This is a genomic window from Candidatus Poriferisocius sp. (genome assembly GCF_965202595.1).
Classification (GTDB): Bacteria; Actinomycetota; Acidimicrobiia; order Acidimicrobiales; family Bin134; genus Poriferisocius.
Genome location: NZ_OZ241836.1, coordinates 2,276,725 through 2,299,547 on the forward strand (window position 1 = coordinate 2,276,725; position 22,823 = coordinate 2,299,547).

General features: G+C 64.0%; 15 protein-coding genes. 6 read left to right on the plus strand and 9 right to left on the minus strand.

Features of this window, described 5'->3' with window-relative positions:
- Window positions 1-59: 59 nt before the first annotated feature.
- The 5 genes from ACOGXC_RS10335 to ACOGXC_RS10355 all read right to left on the minus strand — a co-directional run bounded on the left by ACOGXC_RS10335 (window position 60) and on the right by ACOGXC_RS10355 (window position 11,439).
- Window positions 60-1,364 carry an aspartate aminotransferase family protein gene (locus ACOGXC_RS10335; RefSeq protein ID WP_419918116.1) on the minus strand — a complete coding sequence of 435 codons (1,305 nt, stop codon included), beginning with the start codon at window positions 1,362-1,364 and terminating at the stop codon, window positions 60-62.
- Window positions 1,365-1,428: 64 nt separating this feature from the next.
- A complete protein-coding gene (locus ACOGXC_RS10340) occupies window positions 1,429-2,268 on the minus strand; it encodes a nitrilase-related carbon-nitrogen hydrolase (RefSeq protein ID WP_419918117.1) in 840 nt (279 codons plus the stop codon).
- Window positions 2,269-2,283: 15 nt separating this feature from the next.
- A complete protein-coding gene (locus tag ACOGXC_RS10345; protein ID WP_419918118.1) occupies window positions 2,284-4,047 on the minus strand; it encodes an N-acyl-D-amino-acid deacylase family protein in 1,764 nt (587 codons plus the stop codon).
- A gap of 239 nt (window positions 4,048-4,286) precedes the next feature.
- Complete coding sequence (locus tag ACOGXC_RS10350; RefSeq protein ID WP_419918119.1) at window positions 4,287-9,494, minus strand: fibronectin type III domain-containing protein; 5,208 nt, start codon at window positions 9,492-9,494, stop codon at window positions 4,287-4,289.
- Window positions 9,495-9,693: 199 nt separating this feature from the next.
- Window positions 9,694-11,439, minus strand: a complete 1,746-nt coding sequence (locus ACOGXC_RS10355; protein WP_419918120.1) for an N-acyl-D-amino-acid deacylase family protein — start codon at window positions 11,437-11,439, stop codon at window positions 9,694-9,696.
- Between the two features lie 160 nt (window positions 11,440-11,599).
- Between ACOGXC_RS10355 and ACOGXC_RS10360 the strand changes: the two genes are divergently transcribed.
- The 5 genes from ACOGXC_RS10360 (at window position 11,600) to ACOGXC_RS10380 (ending at window position 16,641) form a co-directional block, all read left to right on the plus strand.
- Window positions 11,600-11,860 (plus strand): ArsC/Spx/MgsR family protein, encoded by a 261-nt coding sequence (locus tag ACOGXC_RS10360; protein ID WP_419918121.1) that lies wholly within the window; start codon window positions 11,600-11,602, stop codon window positions 11,858-11,860.
- On the plus strand, window positions 11,857-12,540 hold the full coding sequence (locus ACOGXC_RS10365; RefSeq protein ID WP_419918122.1) for an RDD family protein: 684 nt from the start codon (window positions 11,857-11,859) through the stop codon (window positions 12,538-12,540). The genes ACOGXC_RS10360 and ACOGXC_RS10365 overlap by 4 nt, the downstream gene beginning before the upstream one ends.
- Window positions 12,530-13,666, plus strand: a complete 1,137-nt coding sequence (locus ACOGXC_RS10370) for an ABC transporter ATP-binding protein (protein ID WP_419920059.1) — start codon at window positions 12,530-12,532, stop codon at window positions 13,664-13,666. The genes ACOGXC_RS10365 and ACOGXC_RS10370 overlap by 11 nt, the downstream gene beginning before the upstream one ends.
- A 25-nt stretch (window positions 13,667-13,691) precedes the next feature.
- Window positions 13,692-14,702, plus strand: coding sequence for an ABC transporter ATP-binding protein (locus tag ACOGXC_RS10375; RefSeq protein WP_419918123.1), 1,011 nt, complete (start codon window positions 13,692-13,694; stop codon window positions 14,700-14,702).
- 700 nt (window positions 14,703-15,402) lie between these two features.
- On the plus strand, window positions 15,403-16,641 hold the full coding sequence (locus ACOGXC_RS10380) for a DUF222 domain-containing protein (protein ID WP_419918124.1): 1,239 nt from the start codon (window positions 15,403-15,405) through the stop codon (window positions 16,639-16,641).
- 110 nt (window positions 16,642-16,751) lie between these two features.
- Here ACOGXC_RS10380 and ACOGXC_RS10385 read toward each other — a convergent pair whose 3' ends face one another.
- Window positions 16,752-17,192, minus strand: coding sequence for a GNAT family N-acetyltransferase (locus tag ACOGXC_RS10385; protein WP_419918125.1), 441 nt, complete (start codon window positions 17,190-17,192; stop codon window positions 16,752-16,754).
- Between the two features lie 128 nt (window positions 17,193-17,320).
- Here ACOGXC_RS10385 and ACOGXC_RS10390 point away from each other — a divergent pair, with 128 nt between their 5' ends.
- Window positions 17,321-18,259, plus strand: coding sequence for a PAC2 family protein (locus ACOGXC_RS10390; RefSeq protein ID WP_419918126.1), 939 nt, complete (start codon window positions 17,321-17,323; stop codon window positions 18,257-18,259).
- Window positions 18,260-18,381: 122 nt separating this feature from the next.
- On the opposite strand, the gene ACOGXC_RS10395 is transcribed toward ACOGXC_RS10390, so the two are convergent.
- The 3 genes from ACOGXC_RS10395 to ACOGXC_RS10405 form a co-directional block, all read right to left on the minus strand.
- The gene (locus ACOGXC_RS10395; RefSeq protein WP_419918127.1) at window positions 18,382-19,065 is read right to left on the minus strand and encodes an NUDIX hydrolase N-terminal domain-containing protein; all 684 of its coding nucleotides are present in this window, start codon (window positions 19,063-19,065) and stop codon (window positions 18,382-18,384) included.
- A 58-nt stretch (window positions 19,066-19,123) separates the two neighbouring features.
- Window positions 19,124-21,466 (minus strand): [protein-PII] uridylyltransferase, encoded by a 2,343-nt coding sequence (locus tag ACOGXC_RS10400; protein WP_419918128.1) that lies wholly within the window; start codon window positions 21,464-21,466, stop codon window positions 19,124-19,126.
- 91 nt (window positions 21,467-21,557) lie between these two features.
- Window positions 21,558-22,823 carry an ammonium transporter gene (locus tag ACOGXC_RS10405; RefSeq protein WP_419918129.1) on the minus strand — a complete coding sequence of 422 codons (1,266 nt, stop codon included), beginning with the start codon at window positions 22,821-22,823 and terminating at the stop codon, window positions 21,558-21,560.

The window sequence follows — 22,823 nt, forward strand, 5'->3', positions numbered from 1 at the left end:
CCAAACCTCCCGGCTTCGCCATTCGTACCCTGCCGTTCTTGATGAGCGTGGTCACCGGGCTAAACCTCCCGATCCATCTGTTGGATAGTTTCCACGATGGCTGTGACACCTTCGTCGATCTCGGCCTCGGCCACATCGAGCATCGGGGTGATCCGGATGGCGTTGCCATACAGACCCCCCTTGCCCACCAGCAACCCCCGCCGCTTGCAGCCCTCCAGCAAATCGGTGGCCCGGCCGGCGTCGGGCTGGATGGAACCCGGCTGCACCATCTCGATGGCCTGCATCAAGCCCTTGCCTCGCAACTCCGCGATCCACGGAGTCCGCTCCACCACCGGCAGCAACCGGTCCCGAAGCCGGGTTCCCATGCGCAGGGCGTTGCCCTGAAGATCCCGCTCCCGCACGTACCTCAGCGTGGCCAACCCGGCCGCGGCCGACAGCGGGTTCCCGCCGAACGTGGAGAAGCTCAGGGCCGAGATGGTGTCCATGATCTCGGCCCGAGCCACGATGCCGGCCAGCGTGATGCCGTTGCCCACCCCCTTGGCGAACGTGAGCATGTCGGGAACCATGTCGTGAGCCTGGTAACCCCAGAAGTGCTCACCGGTGCGCCCCCAGCCGGTTTGAACCTCATCGCTCACGAACAGGATGCCCCGGTTGGCCAGCACCTTGTGCAGGGAACCGAAGAACCCGTCGGGAGGGGTGGCGAACCCGCCCACGCCCTGGATGGGCTCGGCTATGAGGCAGGCCGCATTGCCGGTGGTCATCATGTCGATCACCTGGCGGAGATCCTCGGTGCAAGCCTCGGTGAACCCGTCGTCGTCCAGGTGCCGGAACGGGCTGCGCAGCCGGTACGGCCCATGAACGAAGCTCACCGAGAGGCCCGAGATGGCGGTTGACGACCATGATGAGTGCGAGGTGAGGGCCTGGGCGGTGAACGAGCGGCCGTGATAGCTGTTGCGCAGGGCCAGCACCTCGTTGGAACGGCGGAAACTGGTGGCCAGCAGGATGGCGGTGTCGTTGGCTTCGGTGCCCGAGGTGGTGAAGAACACCCTGGCATCGGGAATGCCACTCAGCGCCGCGATCTCCTCGGCCAGCTCGATCATCGGCTCGCAGAGATAAAGCGTGGAGGTGTGCAGCACTTTGGCGGCCTGGGACTGGATGGCCCCGGTGACCACAGGGTTGTTGTGCCCCACCATCGTGGTGAGCACACCTCCGAAGAAGTCCAGGTACCGGTTGCCCTCCACGTCCCACACATAGCTCCCCCGGCCCCGCTCGATGCTGATCGGCTCGGCATAGAGCGGTTTCACGTATGAGGGAAGAACCGCCCGGTAGCGCTGGTGGAGTTCGGCGCTGGTGGTACCCGTCATCCGGGGGTACTCATGGTCGCCCCGGCGAGCCGGCGGCGATGAAACTCTGCGCTGGCCGTGGGGCTCATGCCTGGGCCAGGTCCCCGTACAGGTCGGGACGGCGATCGCGGTAAAAGGCCCACTGGGCCCGAACCTCGTCAATCATGGCCAAGTCGAGGTCGCGGATAATCAGCTCCTGGTGCCGATCGGATGCTGCCTCCTCCACTATCTGGCCCCGAGGGTTGGCGAAGTACGAAGTCCCGTAGAAGTCATTGTCACCGAGCGGCTCGGTGCCCACCCGGTTGATCGCCCCCACGAAGTACATGTTGGCCGCCGCCGAGGCGGTCTGCTCCAGCTTCCACAGGTACGCCGACAGGTTCCGGCTGGTGGCCGAGGGGTTGAACACCACCTGGGCACCGTTGAGCCCGAGAGCGCGCCAACCCTCGGGAAAGTGGCGGTCGTAGCATATGTACACCCCCACCTTGCCCACCGCGGTGTCGAACACCGGGTAACCGAGGTTGCCGGGGCGGAAGTAGAACTTCTCCCAGAAGCCCTTCACCTGGGGAATATGGGTTTTTCGGTACTTGCCCAGGTAGGTTCCATCGGCATCTATTACGGCGGCGGTGTTGTAGAGAACGCCGGGCTGCTCCTGCTCGTAAAGGGGCAGCACCAGCACCATCCCGTGCTTTTCGGCGACTTCCTGGAAGCGCTTGGTGGTGGGTCCATCGGGGATGGCCTCGGCGTAGGCGTAGTAGCCGGCATCTTGTACCTGGCAGAAGTAGGGCCCGTTGAACAACTCCTGAAAGCACATCGCCTCAACCCCGCTGGAAGCGGCCTGGGCCACGTACTCCTCGTGCTGGGCGATCATCGACTCCTGATCCCCCGTCCATGCGGCCTGCACCATTGCGGCTCTCACAACCTCCATAAGGTTTACCCCTAACTACGCGCCGGCTCGAAGCAGCTTGCCGGCTCGAAGCGGCTTGCCGGCTCGAAGCAGCTTGCCGGGGCGGGCACCGGTGTCGGTGCCGTTGCGCCGGGTTACAACGCCGTTCACCAGGGTGGCCACGTAGCCGGTGGCCCTCTGGTCGAAGCGGCGGCCCCCGGCGGGGAGGTCGGCCACCAGCCGGGGCGGGTGCAGCGTGAGGCGCTCGTGGTCGATGATGTTCAAGTCGGCCTTCATGGCAGGCTCAATGGTGCCCCGGTCGGTGAGGCCGAACAGCCGGGCGGTGTCCCGGGATTGCTTGCGCACCACGTACTCCAGGGGCAGCTTCTCGCCCCGCCGGCGGTCACGGGCCCAGAAGGTGAGCAACCAGGTGGGCATGGAGGCATCGCAGATGGTTCCGCAGTGGGCTCCGCCGTCGGACAGCCCCGACACCCCCGACGGGTGCAGGAACATCTCTCGCACCGCGTCGGCGTTGCCATCGCTGTAGTTGAGGAACGGGAAGAGCAGCAGGGCCCGGCCCCCGTCCTCAAGCAGCAGGTCATAGAGCAGGTCTTCGGTGTCGCGCCCCTGAGCCTTGGCGATCGCCGCCACCGAGCGCTCGGGGCCGGGCTCGTAGTCGGGCGGGTCGCCCAGCACGTAGATGCGGTGAAGCTGGGTGCCCATGTATTCGGCGAATTGGTTGTCGAACGAACTCTGCTCCGACAGGATGGCCGCTTTGCGCTCGGGCCGGCTCAACTCGCCCACAAGCTCCTCCAGCGGGAGATCGGCAACCTCGCCGAAGCTGGGACGGCTGCTGAAGGCGTGATTGGTTTGAAGCCCGATGAGGATGCCGTTGCAGCGAGGTGCCACCTGGGGGTGGAGTTGGGCCCCATCGGCGGCGGCATCCGCGGACAGCTCCATGATCTCCCGCCACAGTTCCGGGGCGGCATCCACCTGCACGAGGGCAAAGGTCACCGGGCAACCGATCTCGGCCGACAGCCGGCGCATCCAGTCCACTTCCTTGGCGGGAGCAGCCAAGTCCTCTCCGATCACCCCGGCGGGGGCCAACTCGTACAGGCCATGCCCCACCTCCGAAATTGCCCGGCCGATTCCGAAAAGCTCCTCCTCGGCGGCAAAGGTGCCGGGCACCGGTTCGCCGTCTATGGCCATGTGGGCGATGGTGCGAGATGTCGAGAAGCCGAACGCACCGGCCCGCAAGGCATCGGCCACGATCTCGCGCATCCGGGCGATGTCGTCCGGGGTGGCGGGTTCGTTGCGGGCCCCCCGCTCGCCCATCACGTAGGCTCGCACGGCTCCGTGGGGCACCTGGCAACCCACGTCCAGGGCAAGCGGCTTGCGCTCCAGGGCATCCATGTATTCGGGGAAAGTCTCCCACTCCCACTCGATGCCCTCCGACAGGGCGGCACCGGGGATGTCCTCCACCCCCTCCATGAGCTGGATGAGCCACTCCTCGGTCCCGGGCCGCACCGGGGCGAAACCCACGCCGCAGTTGCCCATCATCACGGTTGTCACCCCGTGGTGAGCCGACGGTTCCAAGATGGGATCCCAGGTCACCTGGCCGTCGTAGTGGGTGTGGCAGTCCACGAACCCGGGGGTGACCAGCAACCCGGAGGCATCGATGATCTCCCGGCCCTCCAGTTCGGGGTTGCCCCCGGGATACACCCCGGCGATCCGATCCCCATCGATGGCCACATCCCCGGTGAACGGCTCCCCCCCGGTGCCGTCCACAACCAAGCCGCCCCTAATCACCAGATCGTGCATGGCGCAATGCTAGTAGGCAGCCGGCATTCTGGGAGGGCCGAAGTCGTGGAATGAAAACAAAGGTCCGTACCGGGAACCTCAGAGGACCGCTTGACCTGCTATCGCACCTTGTGCTGCATGACAAAATGCACAACTATCCGACACCCCACCGCAGAGCAGTTGGCGGGGGTGGGTCCCCGCCGGGGTTGACCCAGGGTGGTGGGGGACACCCCGGCGGGGAGAAATAGGGTGGGGGTGGGTTAGTTGTTGCAGATGTCGTTGTTGAGATCGGCAACGCCGTCGCCGTAGTTGCCGCGGCCCAGGCGGCGGCACTCCTCGGCAAGGATGGTCTTGTACTCATCGCGATAGGTAGCGGCCAGGGTGTCGCCGGCTTTTTGGCGGGCTATGGCCTCACGACGGGTGTAGGGCAGCGAACACACATCGGCCACCCCGTCACCGTCGCTGTCCAAGGGGTAAGTGGTGGGCCCACCCAGGGAGCGGTTGGCGCAATATGAGGGGCCGGTGATGGTCCCCGAATAATAAGGACCCCCATCGTTGGGTGGCGGGAAACCGGGTGCGGCCAGGGTGTCGCCGCCGCAAGCCTCGCTGCCGGGCTGGTTGGCGCACTCGGCGTTGACGAGTTGGCGGTACAGGTCGGGGTAACGGTTGGCCAGGGTGATAACCGCGTTGTGGCGGGCTATGGCCTCGCGCCGGGTGTACGGCAACGAGCACACATCAGCCACCCCATCACCATCGCTGTCGAGGGCAAACAGGCGGGCCCCACCCAAAGAGAACTCCGCGCAGAAACTCGGGCTATTGACGGGACCGGTGTAGTAACCCTCATCACCAGCCCGATCATCACCAGGAACCACGGTGGGCGAGGTGCCCGCGGGGCCGGCCCCCACCGCGTTCACCGCTCGCACCTCAAAGGTATAGGCCACCGGACCGGTGCCGGTGTTGGTATCGGTTATAACCGTGCTGGTCGTGGCCGCACCAACATCGGCCCAATCACCGAACCCGGAGCTCCCGACCCGGGTGCGCAACTGCCAACCCGTCACCACAGAACCCCCATCACCACCCGCCATCCAAGTGACGGTGATGGTGCCATCGGTAGCCGTCGCTGTGACGCTGGGAGCAGCCGGTACCGCAGCAGGTGTCGCCGACACCGAAGCCACCGCACCAGCACCCATCGCGTTCTGAGCCCTTAGGTGGAACGTGTAGCTGGTGCCATTAGTCAGGTTGGGCACCGGCACCGAAGTGGCATCAGCGCCCAAACCCATACCGGTCAAATCCACCCACTCACCATCATCAACCCGCAAATGCCAACCCGTCACCGCAGAACCCCCATCGGTGCCGGGTGTCCACGACAAAGTAACGGTGCCGTCACCGGGCGTGGTGGTAACCGTGGGCGCGGCGGGGGCGGTAGCAGGGGTTGCGGTGTCAACGCCGACCGCGCCGGCACCCATCACGTTTTCGGCTCGAACCTGGAACGTATAAGTAGTGCCGTTGGCGAGATTGGAGACGGGCACCGAGGTGGTACCAGCAGGATAGTTGGCCCACTCACCATCGCCGGTGCGCAACTGCCAACCCGTCACCGCAGAACCCCCGTCATCGCCCGGTGTCCAGCTCACCGTCACCGTCTTGTCACCAGCCGTGGTGGTAACCGTGGGCGCTTCGGGCACCGTCGCCGGTGTCGCCGTCGCAACAGCGGCAGTACCAGCACCAATCCTGTTCAGCGCTCGGACCTCAAACATATAGGCAACACCGTTGGTGAGACCATCAACCTCACGGGTGGTGGTAGCGGCAGGCACATCAACCCAAGCGCCGTAACCAGCGGTGCCGGTTTTCATCCGATACTGCCAACCAGTAACAACAGCAGCCCAATTGGACTCCCCCACCGCACCGCCAGCAACAGGACTCCAGTTCAAAGTGACCTTCATATCCGCAGCGGTGGCGGTCACCGACGGTGCCGGAGGCACCGCTGAGGGGGTGACCGGGGTGGACTCGAACGCCGCCCCAATCACCTGAACATTGGTGGTTATGGCTCGCACCTGGAAGGTATAGGCCCGACCGTTGGCGAGATCATCCACCACCAGGCTACGAGCCATCGCCCCACCGGTGACGGCGGTCCATGAACCGTAACCCCCACCATCAGTTTTCATGCGATACTGCCAACCCGTAACCGTGCTACCCCCCGTGTTCGCCGCTGCCCACGACAACGTGACCCGCCCATCACCAGCAACAGCAGACAGCGAACCCCCAACAGGTGCGCCCACCGGCGTAACCGGACCAACCACGCCTGCGGCGGGGCCAGCACCGAACTGGTTCACCGCCCGCACCTCAAAGTCATAGCCCACCCCATTGACCAAACCCCGCACCAGCACACCAACCGACTCCGCCAAATGGCGGGCCGGTGGAGTGACACGAGCTCCCAACGATTGCCACGCATCAAAACTGCTGCTACCGCTGCGCCGCATCCGAACCTCATAACCCAAAACCGCAGAACCACCCTGAGGGGCCAACAAAGAGACCCTCACCCCACCATCACCGGGCACCACCCGCACCTGGCGAGGCGCAGTGGGCGTATTGCCAGGGGTAACCGGCAACGACTGCGCCGGCGCACCCTTGTTGACAGTGGTAGTCACAGTCTCCAAAACACCCTCGCTGTCGAAGACCGCCAAAGCATTCACCGCCCGCACCCGGAACCGGTACGACGTGCCATTGGTCAAACCCTTTATCACCCCTTGAGTCCTCGACGGCCCCGAACCCGAAACCGGTGTCCAATCGCCCCAAGTACCAAAATTGTCAGCGTTCGCGGCTCGACTCTGTAGACGGTATTCCCAACGGATGATCGGCGGACCCCCCGACCCCACCGACATCCACGACAACGACACCTGACCATCACCACCCGAAGCAGCCAACCCTGCCGGTGCAGGCGGTGCCACACCCGGGATCACTACCCTGTCCGGCATCACATCGCCAGCTTTGCTATTCAAACCGGCACCGTTGGAATACAACACCGGACCCGCCAACCAACCGGTACCGTGCCGGTTCCGCGCCCTAACCCGGAACTCATAAGCCACCCCATTACGCAAACCCGACACCGTGATCCCATCACCAGCCACATCAGCGCTGCTCGCATCCCGATCAGCGAACCTTTGACCCACATTGGACACCGCCCACGGCGACCACTCACCACCGGCAGGACGATACGAATACTCCCAAACCGTCTCACCAGAATAAGTACCCTCGGTATCGGTGAAAGCATTATCATAACCAACCACATAATCACCACTGCGGCTTATAAACGTTGATTTGGGTCGAACGATGTTCAACTTCACCTGACCATTACCCGGCACCGCCGACACCTCCGGACGCGTGAAGGCTAAACCCGACCAACCATCAGCACCAGGCAAAGGCGGAGCCCCGAAAACAAACGGTTCCGACTCAATCGCATAACCCACACCTAAATCAGACACCGACCGGTGCCTGAACGTGTAAATCTCCCCAACCCGGAAAGTCATCTCATCAAAAAGCTCAGTAGCACGGGTCAAGCTACCCTGTTGAGTAACCCAACCACCCCACTGCCCATCACCCACCTTCCACGACCACTCAAACCGCAAATGCGTGCCACCATTAAGATAATTCAAAGGCAAGCCTACCCCCATATGAGGGCGACCATCGGTGCGGGGATCACCAGTGTAACCCCTCAAAAACGCGTTCACCGGCATAGCGGGAACACCATTGGGAATGTTCACCCTCACAACCCCCGACTCCAAACCCTCACCCCTAGCGTTCTGCGCCCGCAACACAAAATAATGATCCCCCACACCCAAACTACCCACACACAAATTAACAAGACATTCAGTTGCATTCTTATAATCAAAGGTCCGACCCGTGGGCAGCGTAACCGTCGACAATCCCGCACAGGTAGGATCCAACCCCGCTGTGTTATCACACAAATCATACCACGTCGCGCTGGTCAACTTCCCCACATTAGCCGCACCTTCTACCCGCTTCAGTTGCCACTTCGTCACCGGAGAACCACCATTGGAACCCGTCCACGACAAAACCACCTGATGCAACCCTATCGTATAATCCGACACCACCTCCGCAGACAACACCGGCGCCAGCGGCTCCGTACCCGGATAAACAACCCCCGTTTCAGCCACCGCACCAGCACCAACACTAGTAACCGCCCGCACCCGGAACCGATACCCGGTGCCCGCAGTCAAACCCTTAACCTCAAAACTTATAATAGCGAGATCCGCGTCACCCGGTACCGTCACCCAATCACCCCAATCACCATCACCGGCTCGCAGCGAATACTCATAACGCCGAAACGCAAGAACATCATTACCACCACCTAAATTAGCCGGCTTGTTCCACCTCAACGTCACCGACGACTCCGTCACCGTCGGCATCCGCAAATTACCAGGCGCCTCCAGTAGCTTACCCAAATACACAAACCCAGAACGCGCCCCCAAACCCCCACCCAACGCGTTGACAGCCCGCACCTCAAACGAATAACTCTCGTTATTATCCAAACCGGTCACATAATAAGACCTGGCCCCAGCCCCACCAGGAACCCTCAACCATGGAGCATCCGACGGTACCCTCATCCCTGACTGCCAGCGGACTTCCCAACCCGTTACCGGCGAGCCAACCACCCCCGGCGGCTGCCACGACAACAACGCCGACTTATCACCCGACATCACCACAAAGTTACGAGGAGCACCCGGCGCACCACCCACCACCACCGGTCCCACCTCACCCGCAGCACCGTTGCCATGCTTGTTAACCGCCCGCACCCGGAACGAATACCCAACATCGTTAACCAAACCCAAAACCACGAACGAATCACGATTCCCAGCCGCCAAAACCGAACTCCCACGCATCAAATCCGGCATCGACGACCACGCCGACCAACCCCCATCACCCCGTTTGATCGCATACTCATACCGCAAAATATCAGAAAACCCTGATCCCGCTACCTCACCCAGAGCCTTGGTCCACTTCAACTCCACCTGGGAATCGGAAACCTTAGCCCGCAAACCCCCCAGCACCGGCGGAACAACAGACATCAAATGCCCATCCACCGCGCCACTAAGCTCAACAATGTACCCCGCTCCCGCTGCGTTCACTGCCCGCACCCAGAACTTGTAACTGCTACCAAGCGTCAAACCCGACACCACCACCGAACGAGCAGCCCCACCCCCGGGCACCGACCGCCACACAACCCCACTACGATCCCCCGAAACAGGCGCTAAATTCGTAGAAGTATCCTCCACCCTGTTCTCCGGTGGAACCCAACTGCTCTGACCAAACGCCTGCTCAGAATACGTGTACTCATAACCCGAAACCCCCACAGCATCCGGCGGCGGCCCCCACGACAACCGCACCGCACCACCACCCAACACCACCACCACCGGCGACGACGGAGAATTCGGCACCGACTGCGCACCCACATCCCCCACCGAAACCAACACCGACCCCAACAGGATCAGGGGCCCAAACCAGGGCAGCCCTAAACGCCTACCCCCCCCCCCCCCGGCTAGAGCCCAAACCAACCCGCAAAAAACTCAACATAACCCCCTACTATAACAACCCCCCCCCCCCCCTTAGCAAGCATTCCAGCCCCAAATGTCGTACCGCCCTAAAGCTCAACTATCGGGTGCCGCGCACCAACCGGCCGGGACGGGCTCCGGTGTCGGCCCCGTTGCTTCGGGTTATCTCGCCGGCCACCACGGTGGCCACGTAGCCAACCGCCATCTGGTCCAAGCGACGACCCCCGGCCGGTAGGTCGTGAACCACCCGGGGGGAGCGCAGGGTCAGCGCCTGATGATCGATCACGTTGATATCAGCCCGTTTGCCCACCTCCAGGGTTCCCCGGTCGCCCAAACCGTACAGCGAGGCAGTGTCATGGGTCTGCTTGCGGACCACCCACTCCAGGGGAAGCTGCTCACCCCTGGTTCGATCCCGGGTCCAGTGGGTGAGCATGAAGGTGGGAATGGAGGCATCGCAGATCATGCCGCAATGGGCTCCACCGTCGGACAGCCCCGAAACCCCGGCGGGATGCAGGAGCTGCTCGCGGATGACATCGTGGTTCTCCTCGTAGTAGTTGAACATGGGCAGCATCATCAGCGCATGGCCGCCGTCGGCCAGGCAGAGGTCGTACAGCATCTCCAGCGGGTCCACCCCCCGGGCCCGGGCCATGGCTGCCACGGTGCGGTCGCCGGTGGGCTCGTAGTCGGGCGGGTCGCCGATCACGTAGAGCTTGTGGATCATCGAGGCCACCAGGGCGGGCATCCGGTCGAACAGCACGGTCGGGTCGGGGGCCAGGTCGTCCTCGGCCAGGATGGCGGCCCGAACCGGCGGCCGGCGCAACTCTGCCACCATCTCCTCGAAGGGCAGGTGGGCCAGCGACACGAAAGTGGGCCGCTTGGCAAAGGCATGATTGGTCTGGAGGCCGATCAGCATCCCGAACGGGCGGCCGGCAACCTGGGGATACACCCGAGCCCCCTCGTCCACCGCTCGCAACGACTCGTCCATCATCTCCCGCCACAGGTCGGGGGCGGCCTCCACCTGCAACAGGGCGAACGACACCGGCACGTCGAAGTGGGCCGATAGGCGGCGCATCCAGTCCATCTCCTTGGGTGGGGCCACCAGGTCCAGCCCGGCGGCCCCGGCGGGAGCGAGCTCGAACACGCCGGAACCGGCATCGGCCAGCGCCCGACCCAACCCGAACAGCTCGTCCTCGGCGGCGAAGGTGCCCGGCACCGGCTCACCGTCGATGGCCCGGTGACCCAGGGTGCGGGAGGTGGACACTCCCACCGCACCAGCCTCGATGGCCTCGCGCACGATGGCGTACATGGCCTCGATGTCGTCCGGGGTGGCCGGCTCGTTGCGGGCCCCCCGCTCGCCCATCACATAGCCCCGCACCGCCCCGTGGGCCACCTGGGCGGCCACGTCTATGGCCAGGTGGCGCTGCTCCACCACATCCAGGTACTCGGGGAAGCTCTCCCATCCCCACGAGATGCCCTCGGACAGGGCGGCACCGGGGATGTCCTCCACCCCCTCCATGAGCTGGATGAGCCACTCCTCGGTGCCGGGCCGCACCGGGGCGAACCCCACCCCGCAATTGCCCATAACCACGGTGGTCACCCCGTGAGCAGATGACGGCTGGAGCATGTCGTCCCAGGTCACCTGACCGTCGTAGTGGGTGTGGCAGTCCACGAACCCGGGAGTGACCAGCAACCCGGAGGCATCGATGGTCCGGGCCGCCTCGGGGGCAGGACCGCCGCTGCGGTCCACCACCGCCACCTTGCCGTCCGTGACTCCGATGTGACCGGTGAACCGGTCGGCACCGGTGCCGTCAACAATGACTCCACCCTTGATCACCAGATCGTGCATGGCGCGATGCTAGTAGGAAGCTAATGTTTGGGCATGGCTGACATTACCGTTTATCACAACCCCGGTTGAGATGGCTGGCATCACCGTTTATCACAACCCCGGTTGAGGCAATTCCCGGGGCGCGCTCGACATCCTCGAGTCGCGTGACGTCGAGTTCGACGTGGTCCGCTACCTCGACAATCCCCTGAGCCGATCCGACCTCGAAAGGTTCCTGGAGATCCTGCCCGGGGATCCCACCGATCTGGTTCGGGAGGATAACCATTTCAAGGAACTCGGCCTGAGCATCGACGACTACCGGAGCGCCGATGCCGTGCTTGATCTGCTGATGGAGCACCCCAGGCTGATGCAACGACCGGTGGTGGTCCGGGGCGACCGGGCCGTGATCGCCCGCCCCCCAGAGGTGGTCGAAGAGCTGCTGTGAGCACAGTGACCTCCCCGGCGAGCACCGAAGAGCTGCCTGAGGGCCGCAGGATGGTTGCCGGCCCCGGTGGCAACCCCTATCCCGTGGCGGTGCTGTGGCGGCGAGTGCTTGCCCGGCTCATCGATGCCATAACCGTGTTCTTCATCCAGTGGATGCTGACCGTGATCCAATTGCTGTGGTTCATGGACAGCGTGTCGAGCCGGTGGCAACCCGAACCCTGGGGGCGGGCCACGGCCGCGGTGCTCGCTTACATCTTCTTCCATTTCGTGTACACAATGGTGTTCTTGCGCTGGAACGAGGGGCAGACCCCGGCCATGGACCTGATGAAGCTGCGCGCCGTGCGCACCACCGACGGCAGCCACATCGGGTTGGGCCGATGCGCGGCCCGCTGGGTGGTGGGGGGAGCATCGTGGATAGTGCCTCCGGTGGCACTGGGTGGGCTGGTGGTCAACGCCGCGACCTACCTGACCGCGCCGGTGGACCGGCGCCGCCGCACGGTACCGGACTGGTTGGCCGGAACCACGGTCATCGCGTATGACCGCGACCGGGAGGATCCCGACGGGACCCCCGAGGAAGTTCTGGACGAGCACGGCCGGCCGATGTCGGTGCGAGCCCAGATCCGGCGCAAGTACGGGTTGTCGGGGCTCTTCGGGGGCTATGGTGAGCGACGTGGAAGCTGAACGACCGCTGCCCGAAAGCGACGCAGAAGCTGAACAACCACTGCCCGAGAGCAACGCAGAAGCGAAACGACCACTGCTGGAGGTGGAGAACCTTCGCACCTATTTCGACACGCCGCGGGGCATCCTGAAGGCGGTCGACGGGGTGAGCTTCTCGCTGGACCGGGGCGAGACCATCGGAATCGTGGGCGAGTCGGGTTCGGGCAAGTCGGTGCTGGTGCGCTCGATCATGAACATCTTGACCAGCAACGCCATCATCCCCGACGGCTCGAGGGTGATCTTCGACGGCAAGGACACCCGGAACCTGAGCCGAAGCGAGGCGAAACACTTCTGGGGCACCCAGATGGCAATGATCTTCCAGGATCCGATGACCTCGCTCAACCCGGTCAAGAAGGTGGGCGTGCAGATCACCGAATCCATCCGCTACCACCTCGGGGCGTCCAAGCAGGAGGCCATGGAGCGAGCCCTGGAGCTGATGGTGCAGGTGGGCATCCCCGAGCCCCGCAAGCGGCTCCGGGAGTACCCCCACCAGTTGTCGGGCGGGATGCGCCAGCGGGTCACCATCGCCATCGCGCTGGCCTGCAACCCCAAGCTGCTGATTGCCGATGAGCCCACCACCGCGCTGGACGTGACGGTGCAGAAGCAGATCCTCGACCTGCTTGGATCCCTCCAGGACGAGCTGGGCATGGCCATGATCCTCATCACCCACGATCTGGGCGTTGTGGCCGGCCGGGCCCGCCGCATCGGGGTCATGTACGCCGGGAAGATGGTGGAGACCGCCGGCACCACCACCCTGTTCCACCACATGAACCATCCGTACACCGAGGCGCTGTTCAAGTCGATCCCCAGGGTGGAGCACACCAGCCACACCCGGCTGGATGCCATCAGCGGCCGCCCGCCCGACATGGTGCTCGACCTGGTGGGTTGCCGGTTCGCCCCCCGGTGCCGCTACGCCCAGCAGAAGTGCCTCATCGAGGAGCCGACGCTGTTCGAGACCGGTCAGTCCGATCACCGCCAGGCCTGCTTCTTTCCGGTGGGATCACCGCAGAACCGTGAGGCGCTGGCTGCCAACCAGCAGGACGGGGTCACCGCCGCCGGTCTCGATCTGCACGCCGCCGCCGTCTCATAGGCCATAGCCCAGGAGGATCCAACGCATGGCTGGAACAGGCAAAGCCCATCTGAGGGGAGCCGAGGCCCTGGTTTCCGTCGAGGACCTGGTGGTGGAGTTCCCCGCCGGGCGCAAGGCGGTGGTGCACGCCGTGTCGGGCATCAGCTTTGACATCCTCGAGGGGGAAACCCTGGGGGTGGTAGGTGAATCGGGCTGCGGCAAATCCACCACCGGTCGAGCGATGATGCAGTTGCCTCCCCCCACCTCGGGATCGGTGCGTTTCGATTCCGTGGAGATGACCAAGCTGTCCAAGGAGGAACTGCGGCGCACCCGCACCCGGATGCAGATGATCTTCCAGGACCCCATCTCGTCGCTGAACCCCCGGCGCAAGGTGAAGGACATCGTGGCCGAGGGCCTGTCCATCTGGCACAACAACACCGGCAACCTGTCCACCCAGAAGGTGAACGAGGTGCTCGACGCGGTCGGGCTCGACCCCGAGGTCGTATCCGACCGTCGCCCCCACCAGTTCTCCGGCGGCCAGTGCCAGCGCATATGCATCGCCCGAGCCCTGGTGCTGGACCCCAAGGTGATCATCTGCGACGAACCGGTGTCGGCGCTGGACGTGTCGGTGCAGGCCCAGATCCTCAACCTGCTGGAGGACATGAAGGCTCGCTACGGGCTGACCCTGGTGTTCATCGCCCACGACCTGGCCGTGGTCAAGAACGTCTCCGATCGGGTGGTGGTGATGTACCTGGGCAAGGTGTGCGAGGTGGCCGGCCCCGATGCCCTCTACTCCCACCCCGCCCACCCCTACACCGACGTGCTGCTGGCCTCCATCCCCGAGCCCGATCCCGACCATCCGGTGTCCGACCGTCAGATCGAGGGGGAACTGCCCTCGCCCATCAACCCCCCGTCGGGGTGCCGGTTCCGTACCCGGTGCGAGAAGGTGCAGGATCTGTGCTCGACCGAGGAGCCCGAACTCCGGGAGATAGCCCCCGATCACTTCGTAGCCTGCCACTTCCCCAACGAGGTCCCGGTCGCCGTCAACGGCAGCTAGATGTAACCCTTATGGAGGTTGTTGACAGTTCGGTTGGGTGAGCCTGTGATGCCATTGTGGTGGTTGTAAAGCATCCATCTGGGTGGCAGTTCCGCCATCGCCCGCAGGCGGGGTCGGATTCTGTTGATTGTGGTGGTTGTAAAGCATCCATCTGGGTGGCAGTTCCGCCATCGCCCGCAGGCGGGGTCGGATTCTGTTGATTGTGGTGGTTGTAAAGCATCCATCTGGGTGGCAGGGAGGGGGCTTTGTGTCACATGGTAATGCGCTTTTATATCCGCGAGGTGGGTGTTGGTGGTACGAAGGGTTGAGTCGGGTATGGCTCAGGCTGATCACCATCGGTTAACCCTTTTTCTCGTGTTCAAAGGCAGCGCCGGGGGTGTCGAGGTCGCTTGCTGATCGGGTGGGTCTACATCATAGATGTTATATAAGGTCTGGTCTGTACCTATTTTTCCGGCCCTTCGCGTTTTGTGGGGTGGGGGGTGGTTTGGGGTCCTTGTGTGGGGGTCGAGGCCCTGTTGGAATCGGTGTTGTCAATACACCGAGTCTTGGAGGGCCTCGATGGTTGGAGATGTTATTGCGGTGCGGTTGGGTTTGAGGGTGTTGAACGCGAAGGCTCATTTTTCCTACTATTTTTCAGATTTTCAGAAATATGTTTATGTTTTGGGTGGGTATTGTCACCCTTGCTGATAGTATTGAGGGTATGAAGTTCGACCCCAGTGTTTCCGAACCTGAAACCAATTCTGATGCCAATGCTGCCGGCAGTTACGATGCTGGTGGTGGGGATGTTTTGCGGTTGGAGATGGTTGATTTAGATGACATGGATTCCAAGGGTTTGTTCGATTTGCTGTTCGAGATCAACGCGGCCCGCTGCACGCTGGACGGGTACATGACCGAGGTGTTGAACCGTTACGGTGATCTTTTGGGCGAGGGCGAGGTGCAGGCTCTTTGCCTCCAGTTCGGAATGGGCCGCTACCTGGCCAACCGCCAAGCCAGAACCGCTGGCGCTTTGCGGGAGCTGCCGGCCACGGTGGATGCGGTCAAAGCCGGCGGGTTTTCCATAGATCATGCTCGCTTGCTGGGGGAGTCTCATGGTCGGGCACCTTTGAACCGGGCCCAGGAAGACGAGTTGATCGACAAAGCCAAAACCGAGAACCTGGACAAGTTCAGGAAAACCCTGGCTCGCCAGGAGGATGACCGGCGCGGCACCGACGGTGAGTCGCGGCTCGATCAGCAGCGCCGCCGCCGCAAGGCCACGGTGTTCAACGGTGATGACGGCATGGTGGTGCTACACGCAGAACTCGACCAGGTGACCGGTGAGCGGGTCAAAACCGCACTCGATGGCATGTGTGATCGCATGTTCCGCGACGACTCCAAAAATGGCAACGACCGCACCCACCAGCAAAGAGCCGCCGACGCGCTCGCTGCTTTGATAACCCAAACCCCCCACAAGAACCCCAAAACCGCCAGTGGCACCTGTGGTGGTCATGGTGGTGACGTGGCGGTGCAGCCCACCACGCTTTTGGTGAAGGTTGACTACGACACAATCACCGGTCAACTCAAAAACGCCGGGCTCATGGACGACACCCCCATCGAGATAGAGGAGTTGCGCCGCATCGCTTGCGACGCAGCGCTAATACCATCCATTTTCACCGCTGAGGGGGTGCCCCTGTATTTGGGTCGTAAGCAACGCTCCGCCACCCAAAAACAAAAACTTGCTCTCTATGCCCGTGACCAACACTGCGTCAACTGCGGGCTGAGAGCTACTGCTTGTGATGTGCACCACATCAAGCCCTGGGAACACGGCGGCAGAACCAGCATCAACAACCTCGTCCTGCTCTGCCCCACCTGCCACGCCGAAACCCATAAACAGCAACCCCAACCACCACCCACCCCATGGACCCGAAAACCCATCTACAGCAACGTCCTACTCAGCACCTAACCAACACGCCAACCCACCGCGACCACCAGCGAAGCCTGCCAACCCCAACCGAACTGCCAACAACCTCCATAAGGATTACAACTAGATGTTTTTAGATGCTTTCTTTTGGTTCAATTTTCTTTGAACGTATACCGGTACACATTGGTGTCACGGGCAGCAAAACCTAGGCGCAGGTAGAGGCGATTGGCGGCTTCCCTCGACGGGCGGGAGGTTAGGTCCACGCTCACCGCCCCGGCATCGCGGGCCAGCTCCAGGGCTGCCTCGTTGAGCGCCCGGCCCACCCCCCGGCCCCGGGCCCCATCGTCCACCACCACGTCCTCGATGATGGCTCGCAACCCGGTGGGAATCCTCACCATAACCAGGGTGAGGCTGCCCACTATGGCCCCGTCCACCCGGGCGACCAGCAGCCTGGTGGCCTCCGAGCCGGCAATGGCACCCAGGGAGTCGGCCGCGGGCGGCGGGCTGGACGACGAGAGCTGGGGGATGAGCCGCTCGAACGCCTCCACCAGCTCCGCGGTGACCCGGCTTATCTCGGTGATCTCAACCGCCATGGGGCGAGACTACCGGCACGAGGCACAATCACCCCGCCAAAGGCGATAGTTTGAGGGGATAGTGGATACCACGCCAAGCAAGGCAACGGCACTGAGGATTACCCCGCCAAAGGCGATAGTTTGAGGGGGTGGCCTCCCCCAACCGGTTTCGTCGAGACAAGAGGAAAGCGGATCAGGTGTCGTTGATCGAATGGTTGAACGAGTCCCCTGCTAGCCAACCGCCCCTGGTGGTTGCCTTCGGTGGTTGGAATGATGCCGGCGAGGCCGCCTCCCTGGCGATGATGTGGATGAGCGGGCGCTGGAGTTCCACCATGATGGCCACGCTGGATCCCGAGCCGTTCTACGACTTTGCCGAGACCCGACCCGTGCTGAAGCTCGGCGACGACGGTTCCCGGTCGCTGATATGGCCCACCAACCTCCTGAGCCTGGCCACCGTCGGCACCTCCGACACCCCCGATGGCCGCGAGACCCAAGTAGCCCTGTTGCTGGGCACCGAACCCCAGCTCAGGTGGCGGACCTTCGCCCGCCAGGTTGTAGCCATGGCCCACCGGCTCGAAAGTCCGCAGGTGATCACTCTGGGGGCACTGCTGAGCGATGTTCCCCATACCCGCCCCACCCCGGTGCACGGAAGCTGTCCCGACCCGGAGATGAGGAAGAGGTTGAAGCTCTCACCGTCCAACTACGAGGGCCCCACCGGCATCGTGGGGGTGCTCAACGATGCCTGCACCACCGCCGGGCTGCCCACCACCTCGCTATGGGCCGCGGTGCCGGGCTACGCCTCCGAACTGCCCTCCCCCAAGGCCTGCCTCGCCCTGATGCAGAAGCTGGGAACACTGCTGGACATCAACCCCAACACCGAGGATCTGGAGGAGATGACCCAGGGCTACGAGCAGCACGTGTCCGAACTGGCGGCCCAGGGCGAGGATGCCTCCGACTTCATAACCCAGTTGGAGCAGGACTACGACCAGCAAGCCGGCAAGGCCAGGGAGATGGAGCAGATGCACTCCACCGATCCCGACGAATTCGTGGACCAGATAGAACAATTCCTCCGCGACCAACCCCAGTGACAACCCTGGCCCGGCAGTGACAACCCCGGCCTGATGGGTCGGGCCGGCAGTGACAACCCTGACCTGACAACCCAACCCCAATAGTTGGGGTCGGGCCACTACTCAAAGGGTCAGCTACGCGATCAGCTACGCCAGGGTGGGGTGCGGGGGTGATCGAAGAGGAACTCTATGGGATCGCCCCGGATGGCGGAGAAGGCGTGGGACAGCCACCAGTCGTTGCCCGGCATGCCGTCGGGCAGGTTGTCGGGACCGAAGAAACCGACATCCCGGCACTCGAGGGGATGGGGGACCAACTCGCCACCCACAGCCCAGCAGAGGAACACCATCGAGTACATCGGTACGGTGGTGAACCCCCGGCGCAGGCCGTCATGGATGGCAATGGGCCGCTCCACCTCGCAGATTATGCCGGTCTCCTCGAACACCTCCTTGACCACCACCTCCGAGGGGGAATAACCCACATCGGCCCACCCGGTGGGATAGAGCCACACCCCGGAGTCGGCTCGCTGCATGAGCAGCATCTCGCCGTCGTCGTTGCCCACCACCGCACCCACCGCCACCTTGGGGGTGATGTATCCGGGCACGCCGTCACCCACCGACTTCATCCACTCGGCGTAGAACTGCTCCGAGGTCCACCCCTCGCTCAGCGTGGCCGACATCTCGGCGGCCACATTCAACACCTCCTCGAACCGCTCCTGCTCGTACTGGTTGCGGGTGAAGGCCAACCCGGTGCGGGCAATCCCGGCCAGGGCCTCCGACCACCGCCGCAGATCGCCCTCGCCCACCACCGGCCGGCCCCCAGCAGTCATCGCCGGCTGGAACGGGGGTGAAGACAGGGGTGAGGCACGATCACACCCATCCGCACAATCACACCCGACCGGGATAGGTGTGGATGGCGTGCTGGAGAGCCAGATCGATCTCGTGCAGGTGATCGGGATCGGTGACCTTGGCCCCCTCACCGTTGCGAACGTAATAGGCGTGAACCACATCGCCGCCGAGATCCTGAACCTTGGCGCTGAGAATATCCAGATCGAGCTGGGACAAAGCGCCGGTAACCCGGCTCAGCAGGCCGATGCGGGCCTGAGCGGCCAACTCGATGATGGTGGCGGTGGAGGAGGAGTGGTTGTCGATGGTCACCTTGGGAGCCACCACCGGGCGGGGGGTGAAATCGGGGGTTGCCTCGTAGGTGTTGATCCGTTCGGCCAGGCGAGCCTCGATGGCCAATCGCCCGGCCAGAGCCTGCTCGACATGAGCGGTGACCTGGGGCCAGTCGATCTCGAGGCCCAGCGCGCTCTCCACCCGGAACCGCTCCAGCGCCATCCCGTACTCGGTGTGGGCCGCGGCCAGAAGCACTCGCAGCCCGCTCAGCGCCAGAGCCCCGGTCACCCGGGAGAACATCCCGTGGCGATCGGGGGCGATTACCACCAGGGTGTCGCCCTCGCCCAGCACCAGGCTCTCACCGGCCTCCATCATCCTCCGCTGCTCGGGGGTGGGAACCCTCGGCGTGATCTCATCGATGTCACCACCCTCCATGACATGGGCACAGCGGGTAATGAGCTCACGCACCAGGGTGGCCTTCCAGGTGCTCCACGCCGAGGGGCCGGTGGCCACCGAGTCGGCTTCGGTGAGCGCCCCCAGCAGGCGCAACGTTTCCACCGTGCGAACCTTGCGGGTCACCTCGGCAATGGTGTCGGGATCCTCCAGGTCGCGCCGGGTGGCCACATCGGGCAGCAGCAGGTGGTGCTCCACCATGGCCACCAGAACATCCACGTCGGTGGGTGGGTACCCCATCCGGTGGGCGATTTCGGCCACCAGCACCATACCCACCTCGGTGTGATCACCGGGATAGCCCTTGCCGATGTCGTGGAGCAGCGCGCCCAGAACCAGGAGGTCGGGACGGTCCACCCGGTCAACCAGCCCGGCAGCCAGGGCGGCGGCTTCGCACAGGTGCCGGTCCACGGTGAACCGGTGGTAGGCGTTGCGCTGAGGACGGCTGCGATTGGGGGCCCACTCGGGCAGGATGCGCACGAACAGATCCATCTGATCCAGCGCCTCGATCACCGGCAGGGCGGCCGGGCCGGTCAGCAACACATCCACGAACAGCCCCCGGGCCTCATCGGGCCACTCCCCGGACAGGGGAAGCATGTGCTCGTTGAGCCGCTCCAGACTGTGGCGATCCATTCGCAGCTCGTGGGAGGCGGCGGCTCGGGCCAGGCGTAGCATGGTGCAGGGGTCGGTGGCATCGGCATCGCCGGCCAGCCTCACCCACCCATCATTGACCAGCACGCCGGTGTCCGGTGCGGTACCGGTGCGGTTGGGCCGGCGGCGCAACCTCCGCTTCCAGTCGCCGGGCAAATCGGAATCCCCCAACCGGGCCCAGGTCTCGTCACTGCGCCATGCGATGGAGCGGGCCGAACCGGCGATGGCAGCCATCAGGTCGTCGGCATCGCCGTAACCCAGCGCGGCCGCCACCCCATCCTGCTCCTGGAGCAGGAGCAGATCACCGGGGCGGTCGGAGGTGCGATGCAACTCCACCCGGGCGGCCAGGATCACCTCGTAGTCGGCCCGCAGCCGGCGGCTCTCGGCCTCGTCGGCGGTGAAAGCAGCCGCCTCCACCCAACCCAGCGCGTGCACGTCCCGCATACCCCCACGACCCTGCTTGAGGTCGGGCTCCAGCTTGTAGGCCACCTCGCCGCTACGGCGATGGCGCTCGGCCACCCGCTCGGCCAGTACCGGAAGCCAGCGCCGGGCGTTGCGCCGCCATTGATTGGCGTTGTCGGCAGTGAAATCACCGGTCATGTCGCCATCGCCGGCGATATGGCGAGCATCCAACAGCGACGTGGCCGTGTCCAAATCGGTCTTGACCAGATCCCTGGTCTCCCGGGGCGTTCGCACCGAATGACCCAGCTTGAGCCCCTCGTCCCAGATCGGGTACCACAGGCGGGGGGCGATATCACCGATGTCGGGACGGTCACGGTGCAGCAGCAACAAGTCGATATCGCTGTGGGGGCACAGCTCCGACCGGCCGTACCCCCCCACCGCCACCAGTGCGATGCCTTCGCCATCCACCACCTCGGCCAAGAAGATGTCGTGGAGCCACTCATCGACCCGGCGGGCCAGGGCTCGGCACCAGACGGTGCCCGCCATGGTGCGATCAGCCAACAGCTCATCGCGACCCAGCACGCCGGTTCTGACCTCGCCGATCGCCACTACCCGCCGAGGCTAGCGGTTTCCCCCGGTTGACCAGCCCCGGGGCGGGAAACCAGTTGTTGTACGCGGTCTCGGCGTGCACCGCGGGGAGTCAGTTGTTGTACGCGGTCTCGGCGTGCAGCGACTGGTCGAGGCCGCTGCTCTCGTCGTCGGCCGACACCCGCAGGCCCATGGTGGCATTGAGCACCCAGGAGATGGCGTAGGTAACCACGAAGCTATAGGCCATGACCGCCAGGATGGAGATGATCTGGTTGAGCAGCAGCTCGCCGCCACCGAAGAAAACGCCGTTGAGGAAGTCCCCCCCCTCGATGGCACCGGAATCGGCGAGGAACCCGATCAACACCCCGCCGACTATGCCGCCGAACATGTGTACCCCCACAACATCGAGACTGTCGTCGTACTTGTAGCGCAGCTTGAGCCCGATGGCCAGAAAGCACACCACGCCGGCCAGAGCCCCGATCAGGATGGAGGCCATCGCCCCGACATGACCCGCCGCCGGGGTGATGGCCACCAGGCCGGCGACGATCCCCGAGGCCATGCCCAGAGCGGTGGGCTTGCCGTTCTTGAAGGTTTCGACCACCATCCACGCGCCCATCCCGGCGGCCGCGGCCAGAAAGGTGGTGAGAAAGGCGTGAGCGGCAACGCCATCGGCGGCCAGGGCCGACCCGGCGTTGAAACCGAACCAGCCGAACCACAAGATACCGGCCCCCAGCAGCACCAGGGGAAGGCTGTGGGGAAAATCAACGTCCCGGGGCCACCGCTGGCGGGGACCGAGCACCATGACCAGGGCCAGGGCCGCAGCACCGGCGTTTATGTGGATGGCGGTGCCGCCGGCGAAGTCGAGGGCCGGCAATTCACGGATCCAGCCATTGTCGCCGTAGACCCAGTAGACCACCGGCGAGTACACCAGGAACGACCACACCGGCACGAAGATCGCCCACGCGGTGAACTTCATGCGCCCGGCCACCGCACCGGATATCAGGGCCGGGGTGATGACCGCGAAGGTCATGGCGAACACGAACTCCCGATTGGCCGCCACCCCCTCGACGCCGTTGAGCAGCACCGCATCGAAGTTGCCGAAAAGGGGGAAACTCCAATCGCCGGTGGCGAACCCGAAGCCCAGCACCGCCCACAGGATCGGGATTATCCCCAGGCAGTAGAGGTTCATGTTGAGCATGTTGAGCACGTTCTTGGTGCCAACCATGCCTCCGTAGAACAGGGCCAAACCCGGCACCATGAACATCACCAGAGCCGCGCACACCAGTACCCATGCGGTGTTGGCAGCCATCTCTCCGGGATGGTGCGAAGCGGCCGTTATGCCTCCCAACACCAAAGTCCATGCGGTATCAGCAGCCAT